At 54.4% G+C, this 20,312-nt stretch carries 12 protein-coding genes; all 12 read left to right on the top strand.

Going from position 1 to position 20,312, the window contains the following annotated elements; translation table 11 throughout:
* Positions 1-126: 126 nt before the first annotated feature.
* The 12 genes from AC1RSM_RS05330 to AC1RSM_RS05275 all read left to right on the top strand — a co-directional run bounded on the left by AC1RSM_RS05330 (position 127) and on the right by AC1RSM_RS05275 (position 20,233).
* Complete coding sequence (locus AC1RSM_RS05330; RefSeq protein ID WP_492930187.1) at positions 127-2,316, top strand: type I secretion system permease/ATPase; 2,190 nt, start codon at positions 127-129, stop codon at positions 2,314-2,316.
* Complete coding sequence (locus AC1RSM_RS05325; protein WP_492930185.1) at positions 2,306-3,547, top strand: beta-barrel domain-containing protein; 1,242 nt, start codon at positions 2,306-2,308, stop codon at positions 3,545-3,547. The genes AC1RSM_RS05330 and AC1RSM_RS05325 overlap by 11 nt, the downstream gene beginning before the upstream one ends.
* A gap of 1 nt (position 3,548) precedes the next feature.
* A complete protein-coding gene (locus AC1RSM_RS05320; RefSeq protein WP_492930183.1) occupies positions 3,549-8,747 on the top strand; it encodes a YheC/YheD family protein in 5,199 nt (1,732 codons plus the stop codon).
* A 32-nt stretch (positions 8,748-8,779) separates the two neighbouring features.
* Positions 8,780-9,715, top strand: coding sequence for a hypothetical protein (locus AC1RSM_RS05315; RefSeq protein WP_492930181.1), 936 nt, complete (start codon positions 8,780-8,782; stop codon positions 9,713-9,715).
* Between the two features lie 8 nt (positions 9,716-9,723).
* The gene (locus AC1RSM_RS05310; protein WP_492930179.1) at positions 9,724-11,403 is read left to right on the top strand and encodes a hypothetical protein; all 1,680 of its coding nucleotides are present in this window, start codon (positions 9,724-9,726) and stop codon (positions 11,401-11,403) included.
* Positions 11,404-11,728: 325 nt separating this feature from the next.
* The gene (locus AC1RSM_RS05305; protein ID WP_492930177.1) at positions 11,729-12,574 is read left to right on the top strand and encodes a MurR/RpiR family transcriptional regulator; all 846 of its coding nucleotides are present in this window, start codon (positions 11,729-11,731) and stop codon (positions 12,572-12,574) included.
* 21 nt (positions 12,575-12,595) lie between these two features.
* On the top strand, positions 12,596-13,843 hold the full coding sequence (locus AC1RSM_RS05300) for a diaminopropionate ammonia-lyase (RefSeq protein ID WP_492930175.1): 1,248 nt from the start codon (positions 12,596-12,598) through the stop codon (positions 13,841-13,843).
* Positions 13,840-15,084, top strand: coding sequence for a Zn-dependent hydrolase (locus AC1RSM_RS05295; protein ID WP_492930173.1), 1,245 nt, complete (start codon positions 13,840-13,842; stop codon positions 15,082-15,084). The genes AC1RSM_RS05300 and AC1RSM_RS05295 overlap by 4 nt, the downstream gene beginning before the upstream one ends.
* A 77-nt stretch (positions 15,085-15,161) precedes the next feature.
* A complete protein-coding gene (locus tag AC1RSM_RS05290) occupies positions 15,162-16,760 on the top strand; it encodes an ABC transporter substrate-binding protein (protein WP_492930171.1) in 1,599 nt (532 codons plus the stop codon).
* Entirely contained in the window at positions 16,757-17,698 is a 942-nt protein-coding gene (locus AC1RSM_RS05285; RefSeq protein WP_492930169.1) for an ABC transporter permease, read from the top strand. The genes AC1RSM_RS05290 and AC1RSM_RS05285 overlap by 4 nt, the downstream gene beginning before the upstream one ends.
* A gap of 27 nt (positions 17,699-17,725) precedes the next feature.
* On the top strand, positions 17,726-18,565 hold the full coding sequence (locus AC1RSM_RS05280; RefSeq protein ID WP_492930167.1) for an ABC transporter permease: 840 nt from the start codon (positions 17,726-17,728) through the stop codon (positions 18,563-18,565).
* Positions 18,566-18,589: 24 nt separating this feature from the next.
* Positions 18,590-20,233, top strand: a complete 1,644-nt coding sequence (locus AC1RSM_RS05275; protein WP_492930165.1) for a dipeptide ABC transporter ATP-binding protein — start codon at positions 18,590-18,592, stop codon at positions 20,231-20,233.
* Positions 20,234-20,312: the final 79 nt, after the last annotated feature.

The raw sequence follows: 20,312 nt of genomic DNA, 5'->3' as shown, positions 1-20,312 counted from the left end.
CAAAGCCCAGTGCTTTTCTGTCTTTGCCGTTCAGGCATAGGGTTTCAGATCCAGACCTTTTGTCACTGCCCTGTGTGCAGGTCATTGATAAGACGTTTGATCGTTGTATTTCACAAGGATGAATGCATGTCATTGCAGGAAGCCGTATCAGTTGCTAGCGCCCCAGAGGCCAGGCCCCAAGACCTGTACAAGCCCTGGATAGAAGCTGTTTTGTCTATTGCCAGGCATTACCGCCTGGATGTCTCACCCCAGAATCTGGAGTTGACTGCCAACTGGCTCAAGGTGAAGGACATTGCCTATGTCTTGCGCCGCTTGGCTAAAGAGGCAGGGCTTTACGTCAAGTCCGTGCAGTTGTCGGAAAGCGATTTGAATATCTGGCGTTTGCCTTTGCTGGTACAGCTGGACAACGGTCAGGTGGGCGTTGTTGAGCAGATTAATGAAGGCGGTCTGCTAGGCATCCGGTATAGCGGTGACGAAGGCTTGCTTAGCGAGGTCGCCGTTGCTGATTTGCTGAAAAATGTGCGTGCAGCCTTTGTGATGCGGCCGATTCATGCGGTGGCCGACGCGCGGGTGGATGACTACGTCAAACCCTTTGAGAAGCATTGGCTGCGGGCGATTATCTTTAGCGATTGGCGTCCCTATTCACACTTATTCGTGGCGTCTTTTTTAATCAATGTGCTGGGGCTGTCCGGCATTCTGTTTACCCGTCAGGTGTATGACCGGGTGATTCCTGCTGAGTCCTATCCCACCTTGTTTGTGTTGTTTAGCGGCGTGATGGTGGCGCTGATTTTCTCATTTACCTTTCGAATTGCCCGCAGCAAAGTCATCAATATGCTGGGCAAACGGGCTGACCTGCGTATATCGGACCGGGTTTATGGGCGTGTGCTGCGTATCCGCAATAGTGACAGGCCGCAATCCACGGGCAGCTTGATTGCTCAGGTGCGGGAGCTGGACAGTATTCGGGAGATGTTGACCTCTGCCACCGTAACCTCCTTGGTGGACATCCCATTTTTTGTCTTGTTTTGCCTGGTGTTCTGGTATTTGGCGGGCAATCTGGTCTGGGTGCCTTTAGTTGCCGTGGTGCTGATGATTGTGCCCAACTTGTTGGCGCAGCCGCGCTTGCGTCAGTACGCCAGTCAGTCGGCTCGCGAGGCCAGTTTGCGCAACGCGATTTTGGTGGAAGCGGTGCAGGGCTATGAGGACATTAAAACTACTCAGTCCGAGCTGCGCTTCCAAAACCAGTGGAATAACTTCAACGCCGCCAGTGCTGACGTCGCCTTGAAGCTGCGTTCCCTAAATAGTTGGCTCAGTAGCTGGACCAGTGCGGTGCAGGGTTCGGTGTTTGCGGTAATCGTAATGTTCGGTGCGTTCAAGGTGATTGACGGCGAACTCAGTACGGGTTCGGTGATTGCTGCCTCGATTCTGGGGACTCGCATGTTGGGGCCGATGGCCAAACTGACCGGTGTTCTATCCCGTTGGCAGCAGACCAAAGTTGCCATTGGTGCGATCGATAAATTGATGAGCCTGCCAACTGACGATGATGCCGCCGAAGAAGGGCGCATTCATGTCTCCAATGTGCGTGGCAATTATGTGTTCAAGGATTGCCTGATTAGCTACCGATCTGATAACCCCATGCCTGCTCTGGCTATCAAGGATTTGCAGATTCGTGCTGGGGAAAAGATCGGCATTTTGGGGCGCAATGGAGCGGGTAAATCCACCTTGTTGCAGGTCTTGTCCGGCTTGCTGATTCCGACTGAAGGGACCGCCACGATTGAAGGGGTCAGCCTGGCGCATATTGATACTGCCGATCTGCGGCGAGATATGGGTCTGCTCAGTCAAAGTGCCTCTTTGTTTTACGGGACCATACGCGACAACATTACCTTGGGAGCGCCCTTGGCCAGTGATCAGGATATTTTGAAGGCACTGACCATGACGGGTGCGATCGACTTCATTCAGCGCCTACCTACTGGCTTGGACTATGTGCTGACTGAAGGTGGTAAAGGTTTGTCGGGTGGGCAACGTCAGGCTTTGTTGCTGTCGCGACTGATTTTGGGCAACCCGGACGTGGTGCTGTTGGATGAACCTACCTCGGCAATGGATGACGCTAGCGAGCGCCACTTCATCCGGCATTTGCAGCATTGGGCTCAGGACAAGACCCTAGTGATGGCCACCCATAAGCTGCGCATGTTGGAACTGGTGGATCGTATCTTGGTGGTCAGCAACGGCAAAATCGTGATGGACGATAAAAAACAGATTGTGCTGGATAAGTTGGCTCAAGGCACAAAGAAAAAGCAGGAGCCCGCTAATGACAACTAAGAAACCCATCACGACGGAACCCAGCCTGGATGCAGTGTTGCTTTTTGATCCTGAGCGAGATCGGCATCAATACCAAGATGATGTCAGTGAAGCGCAGATTATTCGGTCCAACCGGATTATCTGGTTCTTTGGTTTGCTCTTGGTGGTGTTGATCGCTTGGGCTTACGTGGCCGAATTGACGGAAGTGTCGTCGGGAACCGGGAAGATCATTCCCAATTCCCGAGAGCAGGTCATTCAATCGCTGGAAGGCGGGATTATTTCCCGGCTGTATGTCCGTGAGGGCGACATTGTCGAGCCACAGCAAGTGCTGGCGCAGCTTGATTTGACCAAAACCGAGGCCAATGTTGGCGAAAGCGCGGCCAAGCACAGAGCCGCGGTGGCCAGTGTGGCGCGCCTAGAAGCGGAGGTGAACGGCACCAAGTTGAGCTTTCCAGAGTTTCTGAATGAATACCCCATGCTGATGCAGGCAGAGACACGGCTCTACAACACGCGCCAGGCTGGACTTAGTGAATCCATCTCCGGTTTGAGGCAGGCCTTGGGGATTGTTAGCGAAGAGCTAAATCTGACGCAGTCCTTGGCTAAAGCGGGAGCTGCCAGCCATGTGGATGTGCTCAAGTTGCAGCGTCAAGTCTCCGAGATCCGCTTGAAGATGACCGAGCGGCAGGGGGAGTACATGGTGAAGGCGCGTGAAGAGTTGGCTCGTGCCAAGGCCGAGGCAGACTCCCTGGAAGAAGTCATTCGTGGACGTTCGGATTCCCTGTCCCGCTTGACCTTGCGCTCGCCGGTACGAGGCGTCGTTAAAGATATTGAGGTGACTACCCAGGGCGGGGTGATCCCGCCCAATGGACGCCTGATGGTGATTGTGCCGATGGAGGACCAGTTGCTGGTGGAGGCCCGCATTTCACCGCGCGACATTGCTTTTATTCGTCCCGGCCTGGAAGCCAAAGTCAAAGTGACTGCCTATGACTACTCCATTTATGGGGCTTTGAACGGCGAAGTCGTGACGGTATCGCCGGACACCATCCAAGATGAAATCAAGCCGGAGGTCTTTTACTACCGGGCTTTTATTCGCACGACTGATGATGCTTTGGTGAATCAAAAAAGCGGTATTCGCTATCCCATCGTTCCGGGCATGATTGCCACCGTGGATATCAAAACCGGAGCAAAAACAGTTTTTGAATATTTGATTAAACCGATCAACCGGGCGCAGGAAGCCTTGCGGGAGCGTTGAGATGAGCCTGACCGTTTTATTGAATCAATGTAAGCCGCTGCTGGCGCAACAACAGGCCTCCGTCAGGGGTACGGACAGGGCTGAAGGCGTGCCAGCCTGCGTCCTGTTTTTCAGTGTGTGCAAGGGCCAAGAGCGTGCCCATGTGCAGATTGCACAAGCGGAGAGTTTTGAACTTGCCTGGGAGCAGGGCAGCCAGGCGTTGATGGCTAGCTTTGCTGAGCAAGATAAGCCTGCCCAGTGTTTGCGAGTGGACCTGGTCAATAAGGTGGAAGCGTTAAGCTGGGCGGACCAGCAGCAGCGAATGAGTATGTCGAAACGGAATTATTTCCGCTTCGGTTTGTCTTTCAAGGCAGATTTCTCCGTCGCGTTTCTGGAGCAAGAGCTGGCCGCCAATGCAATTTTGTATGACGGCAAGCTGGGGGAAGCCACCCCCAACGCGATTAACCTGGCGCATTATTCCCGTCTGCGTTTTGGCCAAGCTTTGGACTGGCCACAAAATCCAAATGAAATCGTCTGGCGATTCAAGACCTTGGCTGTGTTCAGCGATGGGCAGGATGTCCATGAAATAGAAAGCAAGGGTCGCCATAGCGGCTACAGGAAAGTGCTGGACTGGGGCCCGACACGGGTGCGTCACACGATTGACGCCAGCACCCAGTACTTGTCCGAGCAGGTCAAGCAGACGGGTCAATACCACTATGGCTGGTTTCCCTGCTTTGACCGCGCGATCCCCACTTATAACGCTTTGCGCCATGCCAGCTCCACCTATGCCTTGTTGGAAGGGTGGGAAGTAACTGGTCAGGATCATCAAAAGCAGGCTATCCTTCGCGCGCTGCAATATTTGACGCAGCACTTGATCAAAACAGCGGATCTGCCCGACGGCAGCAGCGCTGCTTTTCTGGTGGATACGGGGAATGAGATCAAGCTGGGTGGAAATGCCGTGTGTTTGCTGGCCTTGGTCAAATATACCGAGCTGACTGGCGACACGCAGTACTTGCCGCTCTTGGAGCAATTGGCTCTAGGTATTGTGTACATGCAGAACGCGGACACAGGCGCTTTTGTGCATGTGTTGAACTACCCGGATCTGTCCCTGAAAGATGAGCACCGCATTATTTATTACGACGGTGAAGCCGCTTTTGGCATGATGCGTTTGTATGGATTGACACAGGACGAGCGCTGGCTCTCTAGCGTAGAAAAAGCCTTTGATTACTTCATTAAAGCCAAGCACTGGGAGGCTCATGATCATTGGCTGAGCTACTGCGTCAATGAGCTGACCTTGTACAAACCAGAGCAGCGTTACTACCAATTTGGTCTGGACAATGTACGTGGCTATTTGGACTTTGTTCAAAACCGCATCACCACCTTTCCGACGCTGCTGGAACTGATGATGGCCGCTCAGCGCATGATTGTGCGCATGCAGTCTGACGCCAATCCGCAAGTCCAGGCCATGCTGGATGGTTTTCCCCTAGACGAGTTTTATCAGGCGTTGGAAGCTCGTGCCCGAAGTTTACTTGATGGATTTTTCTGGCCTGAACTGGCCATGTTCTTCAAAAATCCGGCCCGGATTGTGAATGGCTTTTTTATTCGCCACCACAGTTTTCGGGTGCGGATTGACGATATCGAGCATTATTTGTCGGGCTATGTGGCGTATTTGAAGTATCTGCAGACTCGCAGCCAGGGTGGTCCTGATGGCCAGAAGTCATTCACAAAAAAAATTAACCTTTCTACCCTCCCTGAGCCCGCTCCGTTTGACCTTGCCGTGGAGACGCTGTCATCTGATCACGCCTTGATTGGCTTGCTGAGCTATCCCAAAAGCCCTGTGAGGTTTATGGAGGCCAAGGGGTTGGCTCAGGCTGCCTGGGCCAAGGGCATAACGGTGCTTTATTTGTCCTATCAGGATTTTGTCGAGCAAGAGGGGCGGGTGAAGGGCTATCTGTATGACGGCCAGAAGTGGCAGCAAGGGTATTCCGCTTTACCCGCTGTCATTGATAATGCCCCGGCCAATACCGGCGCCCAGCGTCAGATATTAGATTCCTTAAAGGGGCGGACCCGACTGCTGTGCCATCGATTGGGGGGGAAAGCGGTAACGCTGGATATTTTGCAAAGGGATAGTCAGACTGCTGGTCTCATGATCGAGGCCGCGAATCTCAGCGTGCTTGATTTGACGCGAATGCTGGACTTGTACGGCAGTCTGGTGCTTAAGCCTTATCGCTCAAACCGGGGCAAGCAGGTCTACCAGATATCCAAGCTCGATGCTGATGTCTATCAATTGGATAGTGATACCGATAGTCAGAAGCTGTCGGTGCACGGTCTGGAAGATTTTTGCCGTGGCAAGTCAGCCCAAGCCTGGATGATCCAGCGCTATATATCCAGTCGTTCCGCTGAACAAAAACCCTTTGATATTCGTGTGCCCGTATTCAGGGCGAAGTCCGGAAAATGGGCAGTTGCGCGTAACTATGCACGTGTCGGAGCAGGGGCCTTGACCTCTAATTTGGCTACCGGGGGTTCGTCCTACGAGGCGGTGGATTTTCTGGCGCAGTTGTATGGGAAAAAGACTGCCCAGAAAATAGAGAAAAATCTTGCTCAGGCTGCGCTCAAGATTGCACATGTTTTGCAAAAGCATTACGGCTTTGAGATTGATGCCTTGGGTTGCGACTTCGGGATTCAAGACGGCAACCTTTTTTTGTTTGAGGTCAATTCCTACCCGGGCTTGAAAGGCTGCTTGGACAGCGCTGTTGCTCTGAAAACAGATTTCTATGGATACGTTTTGAGCCAGGCTGGCACGGCGGATACAGCAGCGCCGATTCTGATTCAAGCGGCGAGCAAAGAGAACCAGGCTTTGCTAAGACGCGTGATGTCCGGCGGGGAAAACGATTATTCGGCGTCGCCTTACTTGCGTAAAGGTATCGCTAACCCGGTCTATCACATGATTCGGGATCAAGCTAAAAAACGGGGATGTACTGCCAAGGTACGTAAAAACATTTGTCTTGAAATTTATGAATCGGCCCGTTTGGTGTCTGTTTTTTCGCCTAACTCACCCGATTTGTCTTTGGCGACGCGTCGCATTGCCAACAATAAAGAGCTTAGTAAGTTTTTCCTGCAAAAGGCAGGAATTGCTGTTCCTCAAGGGCGTGTATTTCAATCCTTTGATGCAGCCAAGAGCTACTTCCTTTCTCGCTCCTTGCCACAAGTGGTCAAACCCAGAACAGGAACGGGGGGCAAAGGGGTAACGGCCCATATTACGAACGAGGCGTTATTTACGCAGGCTTGGGCCAGAGCAGGCGGGGGAACGAACACAATTATTGTTGAGGACTTTATCGAAGGGGATGAGGTTCGCGTATTTGTCTTGAATGGCAAAGTGACGGCCGCCGTATGCCGAGTGCCGGCCTATGTGGTGGGCGATGGCCGCCTTACGGTTCAAGAACTGGTTACGCAGAAAAATGAAGAGCGTAAGCGCAACCCCTTGCTGAAGGTCTATCCCATCAAGAGCTTTGATTATTTGACTCAGGTCTTGGGGCAAGGTCTGGACTATGTACCCGCTGCGTCAGAGTATGTGCGGCTGGCAATGGTGTCCAATGTGGCCTTGGGTGGGGAAAGTGTAGGCGTGCTGGAATTTCTTCACCCGTCCATCTGTCGTATGGCTGAGCAAGTTTGGCACGCGATACCGCATGCCACCCAATTAGGACTGGATATCATTGCTCAGGATTTTCAGGCTGCAGCAGAGGGCAATGCCTATGTCATTGAAATTAATGCGGATCCTGCCGTTGCCACGCCTGCTTTTTCTGCGTACGGCCAAAGCTTCCAAGATCTGCCAGAGAAGTTGCTCAGTTACGCCTTGGCGAATCAGCTGCATGTGAATCGCTTTGCGGGTAAGCCAGTGCTTGCGCCGGCAGCTCCCTACCATGCGTCCTGCCAAGGCGCCTCCTTTGTTCTTAATAGTGCGGCCATTCAAACCCGATTGCTGCGTCAGGCAGCATATCGACGCAATTTGCAGGTCGATATAGTCGATAGCGCGCTGACTTTGATCGGGGACTCACATCAGCAGATTGCCTTTGTGAACGGCATGTGTGGTTTGACTCGAGCCTCTACCACGCAGGCAACCACTAATAAGCAATGGACTAAAAAGCTGTTGAGTCAGGCAGGTTTGAATACGCCGCAAGGTCGCAGCTTCCCCATTGATGCCATTGATAAGGCGTGGGAGTTTGCCCGGCGTCTGGATGTGCCGCTTGTGCTCAAACCGTTGGCTGGATCGGGCGGAGCAGGCATCAGCACGGATATTCGTAGCCGTGCGCATTTTGAGGCAGCGTGGTCTGTGATTAAAGGCATGCGGGCCAAAACAGTCATCTGTGAAGAGCAGATTCCGGGTAAAGATTACCGTTTAATCGTGATCGGCCAGTGCTTGTGCGCCGTCACTGAGCGCGTTCCAGCATTTGTAGTGGGGGACGGTAAACACAGTATTGAGGAATTGGTGGCAATCAAGAATCAGCAGCGCGAGCAAAACCCTTATCTACGCTCCAAGCTGATTGTTTTGACTCCTACTGTGCGTCGTCACTTGGAAAAAGCGGGGCTGGCTCCCTTATCTGTCGTGTCTCACGGCCTGCGTGTGCAGTTGCATGAGGTTGCCAATATCGGCTCTGGAGGGGAAGGGCATGATCTGACAGCGAATGTACATCCTGAATGGGCCGAGGCGGCAGTACGAGCTCGGATGGCGCTTTACGACGCCGTGCATGTCGGTGTGGACGTATTGGCAGAAGATTTGCGTAAGCCGCCCCGCAAACAGAAATGGGCCATTATCGAGGTCAATAGCAATCCGGAGTTCGGGCAACACTTTATTCAACATGGTCAGGCTCGAGATGTGGCCGGACAGTTGATCGAGCAGGTATTCAAGATGGACAAGCCCTTTGCCGTGGTGACGCAGCGTGTGGTGCTGGGTGGCAAAGTGCAAGCGGTAGGCTATCGAAAATGGCTGTGGAGCCAGGCCCATTTGCACGGGGTGCAAGGATGGGTTTGCAATCGTCCGGATGGCGCTGTGGAGGCCATGCTGCACGGTCCTTCGCGTTCAGTGGAGCAACTGCTTGTCAAATGTCGCCTGGGCCCTAAAGCGGCCCGTGTCCAGTCATTTGAGGTTTTTACGGAGCAAGAGCCCTCCGATACCTTCCAAGGGTTTGAGATCTTGAGCGAGAGTTTGGTGGAAGTGGTTTGAACGATCTGCTTGAGCTGTAATAAGGAAGGCCTATGTCAGGAAAAGTGAAGGCGTGTTGGCTATTGCTGGGTTTACTGTTTGGCAGCGTGGCTCATGCACAGGACAACACGTGTTCCCGCCAACTGTTCAAAAGCATGGGGGAGCTGTCCCATACCGTCGAGGCGGGGGAATTCAAGCTGTGGTACGCCACCCAGGGACCTCATGCTTTAGCAGACACGCAGGATCTGAATGGCAATGGTGTGCCAGATCGGATTGATGACTTGCTTTTGCAGTTGCAGGCGGCCAGGGACTTTTACACTGATGTTCTGCAATTGACACCACCTTTGCAGCAAGCTCGGTATGCTCAGGCGCAGGGCATCAATGTGTATGTACTGGCCATGCGTAAAGGAAACGGCCTGGCTTTTCATGAGCCCGTGCAAAGTCGCCCCTCTCGCAAGGCGGACTCGCAGCCCTGTGGGCTACGCATCTATGTGAACCATGAACTGGACCCCAGCCGTAACCTAACCCCAGCCCATGAGCTATTTCACCTATATCAGTATGGCTATGCCATGTTCAAGCGCCCTTGGTATCTGGAGGGCATGGCTCGTTTGATGGAGACAGCCTTTGCGGGACCCGAGCGTCTGCAGCGCTATCAACAGGCTGTCCTTGGTCCGCTTACTTGTGAAACTGTCATGGCTGAGTCGTATTCAGCAGTGCGTTTCTGGCAAGAGCAGCAGGACTCGAGCGCAGCGGTGCAGATTCCCCCCTCGTTGACCGCATTACGCTACAGCAACGGTTTGGCTGTGTTTACGAATCACAGCTTCAAACATGGGGAGATGGTCAAGCAAGTGCTGGAAGAGCTGGGGAGCTTGAGCAAAAGCATGGCTCAGCAGCACGATTTACCCTTGTATCGTTGGCCATCGCGGGTCCAAGGGTCCAAGGATTTTGATGCGCCCATGTGTCAGGCAATAACTCGCATTCTGCCCTGAGACCTCCCATGCGTAGCGCCAAACATTTTCTGGATGTCTACCAAGCACTAGGCCGCCACGCTGGCGGCTGCCTGCTGCTGATCGTGCTTCTGGTCTTGCTGTCTTTAGCCGCACTGCTGATCAGTCTGATCTTGCCCTGGCAATTGCTGACCGTCATTGATGGTCGGTCCTCCGCGCGCTGGCAATGGCTGATGGCCGATCAGGCGGTCATGACGATTGGAACCATTATCCTGATTGCTTTCGTACTGCATGTGCTGTGCGAATGGGCGATTGGGCTGGTGGGCAAACGTGGTGCTCAAAAGCTGCTGGATGAATACGCCAAAATAGGCTTGCCCAATGGCTATCAAGGCAAGACCCGTAAGTACTTCATGATTCTGGCGCGTCTGCTGTCTTCAGGCATCTTGCTATTGGCTGTGCTGGCGTTACTGCTTTGGATTTATCCGTCTTTGGCGCTGGGGGTCGCTGTTTATCTGTTTGCTTGGCTGATGCTGGCGGTTCTGGCCTGGAGGCACAGCTACTTTCGGGTCTTTGTGCAGGCCGAAAGTCTGTCTAAATATGGCTGGCACCTGGGTTTTATTTTTGTGCTGGCCTGGATCGTCTTTACCTATCCCCATGTGCAAGCCCCGGACGTGATGTGGATCGTGATTTGTGTCATTGCCTGCAGGCAGATGTTGATCCAGCTGTTTACGTCTTTGTTGCGTGTGCAGGTCTTGTGGAAGAACCAGGAGCAAGTGTTTTTATTGTTTCTGCCGCAGCGTATTGGCCGTGCACAAGAGACGAAAGAAACTGCCAGTTTGCACAAGTACATGCAGGACCTGTCACCGCCTTTTAGTGGTTTAACGCGCTTAACAAGCGTGCTGGGTTTGAAGGGGACGATACGGCAAGCCTCAGGTTTTTTGGTGGAACGAGGGCATGCGGCCTATGTGTCTTTAGTACAGGACTACGCCCAGGGGCAATCAGCCATCAGCCTGATCAAAGTCTACGATAGCAGCCGTCAAGCAGTGGGCGAGCATGAGCGCATCGTTTTGGAGCAAGCCCGAGCACATTGGCCGGTACCGCCTTTGTTGGCGACGCATGAAGATAAAGATGTCCAGGCTTTGATCTGGCCCTGGGATGAGAGCAGCCAATGGCTGAATGAATCTGAAAAGCGGAAATGCAGCACATCTTTACGCACGCGCTTATTGGCCTGCTCCATCTCAGAGGATTTGCAGGCCCGCTACGAGAAGGCGAATGCCCCTTTGCATGAGCGCTGGCACAAAGAACTGGATTGGCAATCCTGTTTGCTGTCGGCAAGCGACGAGCAGGCCAGAGAACGGGTGCGAAGCTTGCGGGAGCGCCAGGCCCTGGTCTCTGAGCGTTTGGCAGCTTTGCCGGGACAACTGGTCTTGCCCAATTTGCTGAGCCGCCGTATTGCGCGGAATCCTTCAGGGCAGTATCACTTAATGAGCTGGAGCCGCTGGCAGTGGATGCCAGTGGGGGCGGGTTGGCCATCGGCAAGTTCACCCGCAGTAATGCGCCAAGCCTTGCAAGAGGGGTCTGCCTACCGGCCGGACTTGCTGGCAGTGGACCTGGAGGATGCCATGCTGGCTTGCCAGATCTACGCCTTATGGTCGCGTAGCGCTTCTAAAAATCTGGCACTGGCCGACATTTTGATTAGCCGCTGTTTATCTTTGTTGCCGGCGGGTTGATGCTGTTCACCCTAGTTGGCTCTGGTTTTTAGCCACGATTTTGCTTGAAAACAGTCTTTCTTTTAGTACGCATGAAATTTAAATTTCATGATTGTTAGGGTGCTTTCATCCTCTCTGAGCGTCTCAAAAGCATACTCAGGGTTAATACCTTGTTTTCATCTGCTTTCCTTATTTTAAGCGGTCTATGAGGGGGCTGTTTCCCTCCGGTAATTCTCGATTTCGGCTGTTTTAGGGTAAATACGGAGCCAAATCATCGCGTCCTGAATTGAAATTTAAATTTTATTAAGTATTATGTGAAAAACAAATTTCAACTTTAGGTTGTGTCATGGTCATCAAAGATTCGATCCTGGATATTCTCGATACCTTGCCGGGTGCGGAACGGCGTTTGGCCGATGTGGTTCTGTCTCATATGGGGCAATTGGCGACTTATTCTGCACAAGAGCTGGCCGAGAAAGCAGGCGTGTCCGCAGCCACGGCCGTGCGTTTTTTCCGGCGCCTGGGCTTTAACGGTTTCAACGAATTTCGGGTAACAGCCCGCGAGCAGATGGGGGATGGTGCTCCCTTCAAGCGTCTGAGCTCCATGTCCAATAGCGGTATTCAGGCAGATATGTCGCCGTTTATCAGCGCGGACGTTCAAAACATTTCCACCACTTTCCAGAACATCACTGAACAGCATCTGGATAACTTCACCCAAGCTGCATTGAAAGCCCGCCGTATCTGGGTGTTCGGTTTTCGCAATGGCCAGATTCTGGCCTGCTATGCCCATTCTTTATTGCAGCAGCTGCGCTCCGATGTGCATCTGGCGGTGGGCACGGTTGCCCATCTGACTGAGCAGTTGGCCGATGTGGAAGCAGGGGACCTGGCCTTGGTGATGGATTTTCGTCGCCGCTCGGTCTTGCTGCCTTCCTTGGTGGAGCACTTGCGTAGCGAATCGGTGCAGATGGCTTTTCTGACTGATGGTCTGGAAAGTTCCTTGCTGCGTTCCAACGATATTGCCTTCACCGTGGCGACCCGTGGCGAGTACTTGTTTGACTCGCATACCGGCACGCTCAGTCTGATCAATTACTTGGTTAGCCGGGTGGCCTTGCAGGCCGAAACCCAGGTGGCGCGCAAGTTGCAGAAGATTGAATCCATACATCGTAGTTTTCAGGACTTGAAGTCCAATAATTAAACCTATCAAAGTGGAGCAGACATGAACAAACATGCCGTTCAGGAGCAGGACACGGTGCAACTGTATCTGAATCCCCGCTGTGCTCAGGACAGCCAGGAATACAGCGCCTCCCTGCAAACGATTCTGTCGGTAGCGGCGTATGAACAGGCCCATGCCAGTATTGTGCAGTGGCCCGGCTATACGCCCACACCCTTGCGTCATTTGCCGGGGCTTGCCGCGCAGATGGATGTGGGTGGTGTGTATTACAAGGACGAAGCCGGGCGTTTTGGTTTGGGCAGCTTTAAGGCCTTGGGCGGTGCGTATGCGGTTAATCGCTTGTTATTGCGCCAGTTGCAGGCTCATACCGGCAATGCGGATTTGACGCTGGACGATTTAAAGGACCCGGCTCATCGGGACTTTATCGCCGGCCTGACGGTGACTTGCGCCACGGATGGCAATCATGGGCGTTCGGTGGCCTGGGGGGCGCATAACGCCGGATGCCAATGTGTGATCTATATCCATGAGCATGTCAGCACGGGGCGGGAGCAGGCCATTGCCGCCTTTGGCGCGAAAGTGATTCGAGTTCCGGGCAATTACGATGATTCCGTACGGCAGGCTGCTGAAGATGCCAAAGAGCATGGGTACTTTGTTGTGTCTGACACATCCTACCCCGGGTATATGGATGTACCCAAAGATGTGATGCAGGGCTACACCGTGATGGTGCAAGAAGCGCTGGATCAGATTGGGACCGGTAAGCCCGTTAGCCATGTCTTTATTCAAGGGGGCGTGGGTGGTTTGGCCGCTGCGGTTTGTGCGCATATGTGGGAGCGTCTGGGGGCCCAACGCCCACGCTTTATTGTGGTGGAGCCCAATAAGGCTGACTGCCTGTTCCAAAGTGCCGTCCAAGGCAAACCTGTCTCGGTGACGGGGGAGTTGAATACCGTGATGGCTGGGCTGGCTTGCGGTGAAATCTCCTTGCTGGCCTGGGAGATTTTGGACCCAGGAACCTATGCCTATATGACTTTGGAGGACGATGCGGCCTTACAGACCATGCGCCGTCTGGCTCGTGCCGACAAGGGCGATGCTCCGATCGTGGCGGGTGAGTCTGCGGTGGCGGGGGTAGCAGCCTGCATGGCCGCTTGCGAACAAGCAGATTGGCGTCAGGCGCTGGGCATTGATGCTACTAGTCAGATCCTATTTTTTGCCAGCGAAGGCGATACCGACGCAGAGTTGTATCAACGCATTGTTGGTATGAGCGCCAAAGAGGTTCTGGCTCAGGAGTCAGTATGAACAGCCCCGCCAGCACTTGCTTAGCCATTAACGGCGAACGCCTGCTGCAGCGTATTGCGCAGTTGGCGCAGATTGGTGCCATCGACGGGGGCGGTGTCTGCCGTCTGGCCTTGACGGACGAAGACAAGGCCGGTCGGGATCAGCTCGTCCACTGGATGCGCGAACTGGGCATGAGTGTTCAGATTGATCAGATCGGCAACATTATCGGGACACGCGCCGGTCGTCTGGATGTGGCGCCTGTCATGACCGGCTCGCACATTGATACCGTGCGTACCGGCGGGCGATATGACGGCAACCTGGGTGTGCTGGCGGGTTTGGAAGTGGTTGCCAGCTTGAATGACGCCGATGTGCAGCTGAATCGCCCCTTGCAAGTGGTGGCCTTTACTAATGAAGAGGGTGCGCGTTTTGCTCCGGACATGATGGGCAGCCTGGTGTTTCAAGGAGGCCTGTCCTTGCAGCAAGCCTTGGACACGGTTGGCATTGATGGCACTACCGTGCGTGAAAACTTGGAGCGCATTGGTTATGCCGGCTCGCTTGCTTGCGGGCAGCCTCAAGTCCACGCCTATATGGAGCTGCACATCGAACAAGGCCCTGTGCTGGAGCATGAAGGTATTGATATTGGAGCCGTCACGGGTGTGCAGGGTATTTGTTGGCTGGAGTTCGAGGTTCAAGGAGTCTCCAACCATGCGGGCACCACACCCATGCACTTGCGCCATGACGCGGGCGTTGTGGCACAGCAAATTGGTTCTTTTGTACGGGAATTAACGGCGCGTTACGGCCCGCCGCAGTTAGGCACCGTAGGGCGCTGTGAACTGTTTCCGAATCTGGTCAATGTGATCCCCAGCAAGGCCGTATTTACGGTGGATTTGCGACATGTGGACAAGGCCATTCTGGACCAGGCGGAGCAAGAAGTGCTGGATTTCGTACAGCGTTGCGCGCAGCGCGAAGGGGTGCAGATCACGCACCGGCATTTGGCTCGCTTTGATCCTGTGCAGTTTGATGAAGCCTTGATCAGCAAAGTAGAGCTGCACGCCAAGGAGCTGGGCTGCACGGTCAAGCGTATGCCCAGCGGAGCCGGGCACGATGCGCAGATGCTGGCGCGCTCCTGCCCGACCGGCATGATTTTTGTACCAAGTGTGCGGGGCTTAAGTCACAACCCCGCAGAGTTTACCCACGATAAAGATTTGATTGCCGGATGTTCCATCTTGCTATCGACCTTGGTGGAGCTGGCCCATGAATAAGCCGTAAACCCCTGATGACGGGATCGCCGACATAAGAGCAAAGGCGGACCGCTTTTAACTACCTGGAGAGACAAAAAATGAGCAACCTGCTTAAGGACCGCTTGCGTCCTGCCAAAACGTTAGCCGCTGTCTGGGCTGGCCTTGCCATCACCTTGATTGCGCCCACAGCCGTTAGCGCGCAGACCACGTTGACTGCGGTAATGGAAGCGCCGCTGCGATCCCTGGACCCGGTCATCACGACTTCCTACATTGTGCGTAATTACGGCTATATGGTGTATGACACCTTGTTGGCCGAAGATGCGCAGGGACAGGTTCAGCCACAGATGCTGGAAGGTTGGAAAGTGTCGGAAGATGGCCAGACCTACACCATGACCTTGCGTGACGGCCTGCGTTGGCACGATGGTTCGGCGGTGACCGCGCAAGATGCGGTGGAGTCCATCAAGCGCTGGATCCAGTTGGACAAGATGGGTCAGGTCATGACCGAGTTCCTGACAAAAATGGACGTGGTGGATGATCGCTCCTTTGTCATGCAGTTTTCTATCCCCACCGACATTGCGCTGCGAGCCATGGGCAAACCCAGCTCCTTGCCTTTGTTTGTGATGCCTAAAGCCGTGGCCAGCACGCCGGTGAGTCAGGCCATTACCTCGACAGTGGGCTCAGGGCCTTTCCGCTTTGTTGAAAAAGAGTACCGCCCCGGCGTACAGGCCGTGTTTGAGAAGAACCCTGACTACGTGCCGCGCAGTGAACCAGCCAGTGGCCTGGCAGGGGGCAAGCAGGTCAAGGTGGATCGTGTGCGTTGGGTCGCCATGCCCGATGCCATGACAGGCGTTAATGCGCTGCGCAGTGGCGAGATTGATGTGATCGATCAAGTCCAGCTGGATCTGCTGCCTTTGCTGCAAAACGAGTCGGATATTGTCCTGAACGCCTCCACCGCGCGGGGTGCACAGACAGAGATGCGTTTTAACTTCCTGCAGCCACCCTTCAACAACAAGCAGGTGCGTCAGGCCGCCATGATGGCCTTGAATCAGAAACCCTTGATGCAGGCCCAGGTCGGCAACCCGGACTACTTTGAAACCTGCGGTGCCGTGTTTGGTTGTCACAGCATTTTTCCCTCGCAGGCGGGCTCCGATGCGTACTTCAAGGGTGATGCCGCTGGCGCGAAAAAGTTGTTGGAGCAATCGGGCTACAAGGGTGAGCCAGTGGTCTTGCTGCATCCCACGGATTTCCTGACCTCCCCCGTGGTGCCGGTCATTGCCCAGCAATTGCGCAACGCCGGTTTCACCGTGAATGTGGAGGCAATGGACTGGCAAACCGTGCAGACTCGCCGCACGTCCAAGCGTCCCGTGCAAGAGGGGGGCTGGAGCATCATCACCACCTATTCGGGCCTGGTTGATGTCAGCAATCCCTTGAGTTTCATGGCCGTGGCTGCTAATGGCGACAAAGCCTGGTTTGGCTGGCCAGATGTTCCTGCCATTGAAAAAACACGCATGGAGTTTGCTCGTGCCAGCGGTCAGGCTGACTTGAGCCGCCTGGCCACCGATCTGCAAACACAGATCATGGACGAAGGGGTGATCGTGCCGCTGGGGGAATTCAAGATGGTCAGCGCCATGCGTAAAAACCTGAGCGGCTTTTTGACCACGCCTGTTCCCGTCTTCTGGAATGTGGAGAAGCGATGATTGGGCTTATCTTCAAGCGCGTACTGGCTACCGTACCGGTATTGCTGATTGTGGCGCTGGTGATCTTTGTGGTCTTGCGCATGACGCACGGCGATCCAGCCATCCTGGTGGCCGGTGACAGCGCCACCAATGAGCAGATTGCGGAAATTCGCCATCAGATGGGACTGGATCAGCCCGTGCCGGTGCAGTTTGTGCAGTGGCTGGGCAGCATGGTGCAAGGAGACTTTGGCATGTCCTTGATCTCCAACCGTCCAGTCAAGGAATTGGTGCTGGACCGAATGGGCCCCACCATTTCCCTGACGGTGCTGACCCTGATCTACACCCTGGCCATTTCCATTCCCTTGGGCGTGTGTTCAGCCTGGTTCCGTGGCAAGTCGCTGGATCGTTTTGTAATGGCCGGTTCTGTGGCGGGGTTTTCGGTGCCGGTATTCATCGTGGCTTATCTGTTGATCCTGCTGTTCTCGCTGGAACTGCGCTGGTTACCCGTACAGGGCTACAAGCCCTTGAGTGATGGTCTGTGGGAGCACATACGGCATTTGATTCTGCCTGCCGTGTCCCTGGGGACGGTGTACATCGCCTTGATTACCCGCATTGTGCGCACCAGTGTGATCGACACCTTGAATGAGGACTACATCCGTACCGCTCGCGCCAAAGGCTTGTGTGAGCGCCGTGTGCTGACGCGTCATGCCTTGGGTAATGCGGCCGTCCCCATTCTGACGATTATCGGCATCAGTATCACCATGCTGATCGGCGGGGTGGTGGTGACAGAGTCTGTCTTCAACATTCCAGGTCTGGGCCGGCTAGTGCTGGATGCGGTGTTGTCCCGCGACTTTACGGTAATCCAGACCTTGATTGTGCTGTTTTCGCTGGTGTATGTGGGGGTGAATCTCTTGATTGATATCTCCTACATGCTGGTCGATCCCCGGATCGATTATTGAGCCGTCGCTTTTTATAGGTAGAACAAGATGCAAAAGCTCAACAAGTTGCAAAAAGTGGTCGCCAGTCATTCGGCTCGTGCCGCCTTGCTATTCCTGATATTGATGGCGGCGATGGCGATTTTTGCCCCCTTTCTGGGGACGCAAGATCCTACCCAACTGGACCCTAGTGTGCGTCTGCAAGCGCCTTCCGAGCAGTTTTGGTTGGGGACCGATGCGCTGGGGCGTGATCTGTATTCCCGTGTGGTGTACGGGGCTCAGGTGTCCTTTATGGTGGGTTTCGGTGTTCTGGCCATCAGCGTGTTCTTTGGGGTGATTCTGGGTTCTTTGGCCGGTTATTTTCGGCGTCTGGATGCCGTCATCATGCGGGTGATGGATGGGGTGATGGCGATTCCCGGTATTTTGCTGGCGATTGCTTTGGTGTCGGTATCCGGGGCCAGTCTGTCCACGGTGCTGATTGCTATTGCGATCCCGGAAATCCCGCGCATGACCCGTTTGGTGCGAGGCGTGATCTTGAGTGTGCGCTCTGAACCCTATGTGGAAGCGGCCATGACGGTGGGAACATCGGCCTATGTGATTTTGTCACGCCACATGTTTCCTAACACGTTTGCGCCTTTGATCGTGCAAGGCACGTATGTCTTTGCCTCGGCCGTTTTGCTGGAAGCGGTTCTCAGTTTTCTGGGGGCGGGCATCCCACCAGAAATGCCGTCCTGGGGGAACATCATCGCTGAAGGTCGCCTGTACTTTCAGTTGATTCCGGGCATTGTGCTGTACCCCGGTCTGGTGCTGTCCATCACGATTCTCAGTATCAACATCCTGGGCGACTCTTTACGCGACGCTCTGGACCCCAAGCTGGTCACACGGCTGTAAGTGAAGCTGGCAGGAGACATAAGAATGAATACTACTTCTACCGCGGCGCCTTGCGTCTTGTCTGTCAAAGACTTGTGCATCGAGACCAAAGCAGCCCAGCCGCGTCAGCTGGTGAACAAGCTCAGCTTTGATGTGTATGCGGGTGAAACCTTGTGCATTGTGGGTGAGTCCGGATCGGGCAAGTCCTTGAGTTCCTTTGCGATCATGGGTTTGCTGCCGCCCGATACGCTGCGCGTCAGCCAGGGCAGCATCGAACTGCTGGGGCAGAACCTGTTGACGATGGACAAAGAGCAGTTGCTGTCCTTGCGAGCCTCAGCCATGTCGATGGTGTTTCAGGAGCCCATGACGGCCTTGAATCCGGTTCAACGGGTGGGTGAACAGATTGACGAGGTCATCCGTATCCACGAGAAAAACAGCTCCCGGCAGGAGCGCCGTCAACGTGTGATCAGCATGCTGGAGCGGGTGCGTTTGCCCGAGCCAGAAAAACTGTTCATGGCCTATCCCCACGAGCTCTCTGGTGGTCAGCGCCAACGCATCATGATTGCGATGGCGCTGATCTTGCAGCCGCGTCTTTTGATTGCTGATGAACCTACGACTGCTTTGGATGTGACCACGCAAAAGCAGATTCTGAGCTTGATCAAGGAGCTGCAAAGCGAGTGTGGCACTTCCGTGATTTTCGTAACCCATGACTTCGGTGTGGTGGCTGATATTGCTGACCGAATTCTGGTGATGAAGCGGGGCGACAGCGTGGAAATGGGGACATGCCAGCAGATTTTGTCCAATCCGCAACAAGCCTATACGCGCTCTTTGATTGCCTCCGTCCCCAATGTGCATCCTCCTGAAAAAGAGGCTGTGCAGAACGAGATTGTCTTGAGTGCTCGAGGTCTGGGCAAAGTGTATGGCTCGGATTGCTGGTTCTCCAAGGGCCGCAAAATGCATGCGCTCAGTGACATCAATCTGGATATCCGACGTGACGAAGTGCTGGGCATTGTGGGGGAGTCCGGCTCCGGTAAATCCACCCTGGCCCGCTGCATTATTGGCTTGGTCGAGGCCAGTTCCGGGCAAATCACCTTAAATGGGGAGACCTTGCCGGCAGCTTGCAAGGACCGAAGCTTGGCGCAGCGGCGCAAGGTTCAGATTGTGTTCCAGGACCCGTACCGCTCCTTGAATCCCCGCGTCACGATTGGGCAGTCTTTAACAGAAGGGATGCACAACATTGGCATTGATTCCAGGCTGGCCTTGGAGCGGGTGACGCAGGTGCTGTCCATTGTAGGGCTGGAGGCTGATGTGCTGGACCGCTATCCCCATCAATTTTCTGGTGGGCAGCGGCAGCGTCTCTGTCTGGCACGCGCCATTGTGATGGAGCCGGATGTACTGATTGCGGACGAGTCTGTCTCCGCCCTGGACGTGCTGGTTCAAGAGCAGGTGCTCAAGCTGCTTGTGGATATCAAGCGCAAAACCGGCGTCGCGATTTTGTTCATCACGCACGATTTGCGGGTGGCCGCGCAGATTTCCGACCGCATTGTGGTGATGCAAAAAGGCCGAGTTGTGGAGACCGGTGATCCCAGCCGTGTCATTAGCCAGCCTAGCCAGGCCTATACCCGTGAACTGGTGGAATCAGCCCCTGGTGTGCATTGGGATTTCCAAAATTTTTGTGCGTATGCCTGAGTAAGCAAGGTGTTGCTGTGAGCGGATTGACGCCGCTTGTCTCATGGCCGTCTCTGATTTCTGGCCCCGACCGGTGGCC

The sequence above is a fragment of the Alcaligenes sp. GW821-FHT11D07 genome (assembly GCF_058808495.1).
Note: the sequence above shows the minus strand (reverse complement) of the source record. Positions and strands in the feature narration are given on the sequence as shown.

Coding starts and splice junctions, on each gene's coding strand:
- AC1RSM_RS05285 (WP_492930169.1), top strand. CDS start 16,757: ATGATTGGGCTTATCTTCAAGCGCGTACTGGCTACCGTACCGGTATTG.
- AC1RSM_RS05330 (WP_492930187.1), top strand. CDS start 127: ATGTCATTGCAGGAAGCCGTATCAGTTGCTAGCGCCCCAGAGGCCAGG.
- AC1RSM_RS05305 (WP_492930177.1), top strand. CDS start 11,729: ATGGTCATCAAAGATTCGATCCTGGATATTCTCGATACCTTGCCGGGT.
- AC1RSM_RS05315 (WP_492930181.1), top strand. CDS start 8,780: ATGTCAGGAAAAGTGAAGGCGTGTTGGCTATTGCTGGGTTTACTGTTT.
- AC1RSM_RS05320 (WP_492930183.1), top strand. CDS start 3,549: ATGAGCCTGACCGTTTTATTGAATCAATGTAAGCCGCTGCTGGCGCAA.
- AC1RSM_RS05325 (WP_492930185.1), top strand. CDS start 2,306: ATGACAACTAAGAAACCCATCACGACGGAACCCAGCCTGGATGCAGTG.
- AC1RSM_RS05275 (WP_492930165.1), top strand. CDS start 18,590: ATGAATACTACTTCTACCGCGGCGCCTTGCGTCTTGTCTGTCAAAGAC.
- AC1RSM_RS05290 (WP_492930171.1), top strand. CDS start 15,162: ATGAGCAACCTGCTTAAGGACCGCTTGCGTCCTGCCAAAACGTTAGCC.
- AC1RSM_RS05310 (WP_492930179.1), top strand. CDS start 9,724: ATGCGTAGCGCCAAACATTTTCTGGATGTCTACCAAGCACTAGGCCGC.
- AC1RSM_RS05280 (WP_492930167.1), top strand. CDS start 17,726: ATGCAAAAGCTCAACAAGTTGCAAAAAGTGGTCGCCAGTCATTCGGCT.
- AC1RSM_RS05300 (WP_492930175.1), top strand. CDS start 12,596: ATGAACAAACATGCCGTTCAGGAGCAGGACACGGTGCAACTGTATCTG.
- AC1RSM_RS05295 (WP_492930173.1), top strand. CDS start 13,840: ATGAACAGCCCCGCCAGCACTTGCTTAGCCATTAACGGCGAACGCCTG.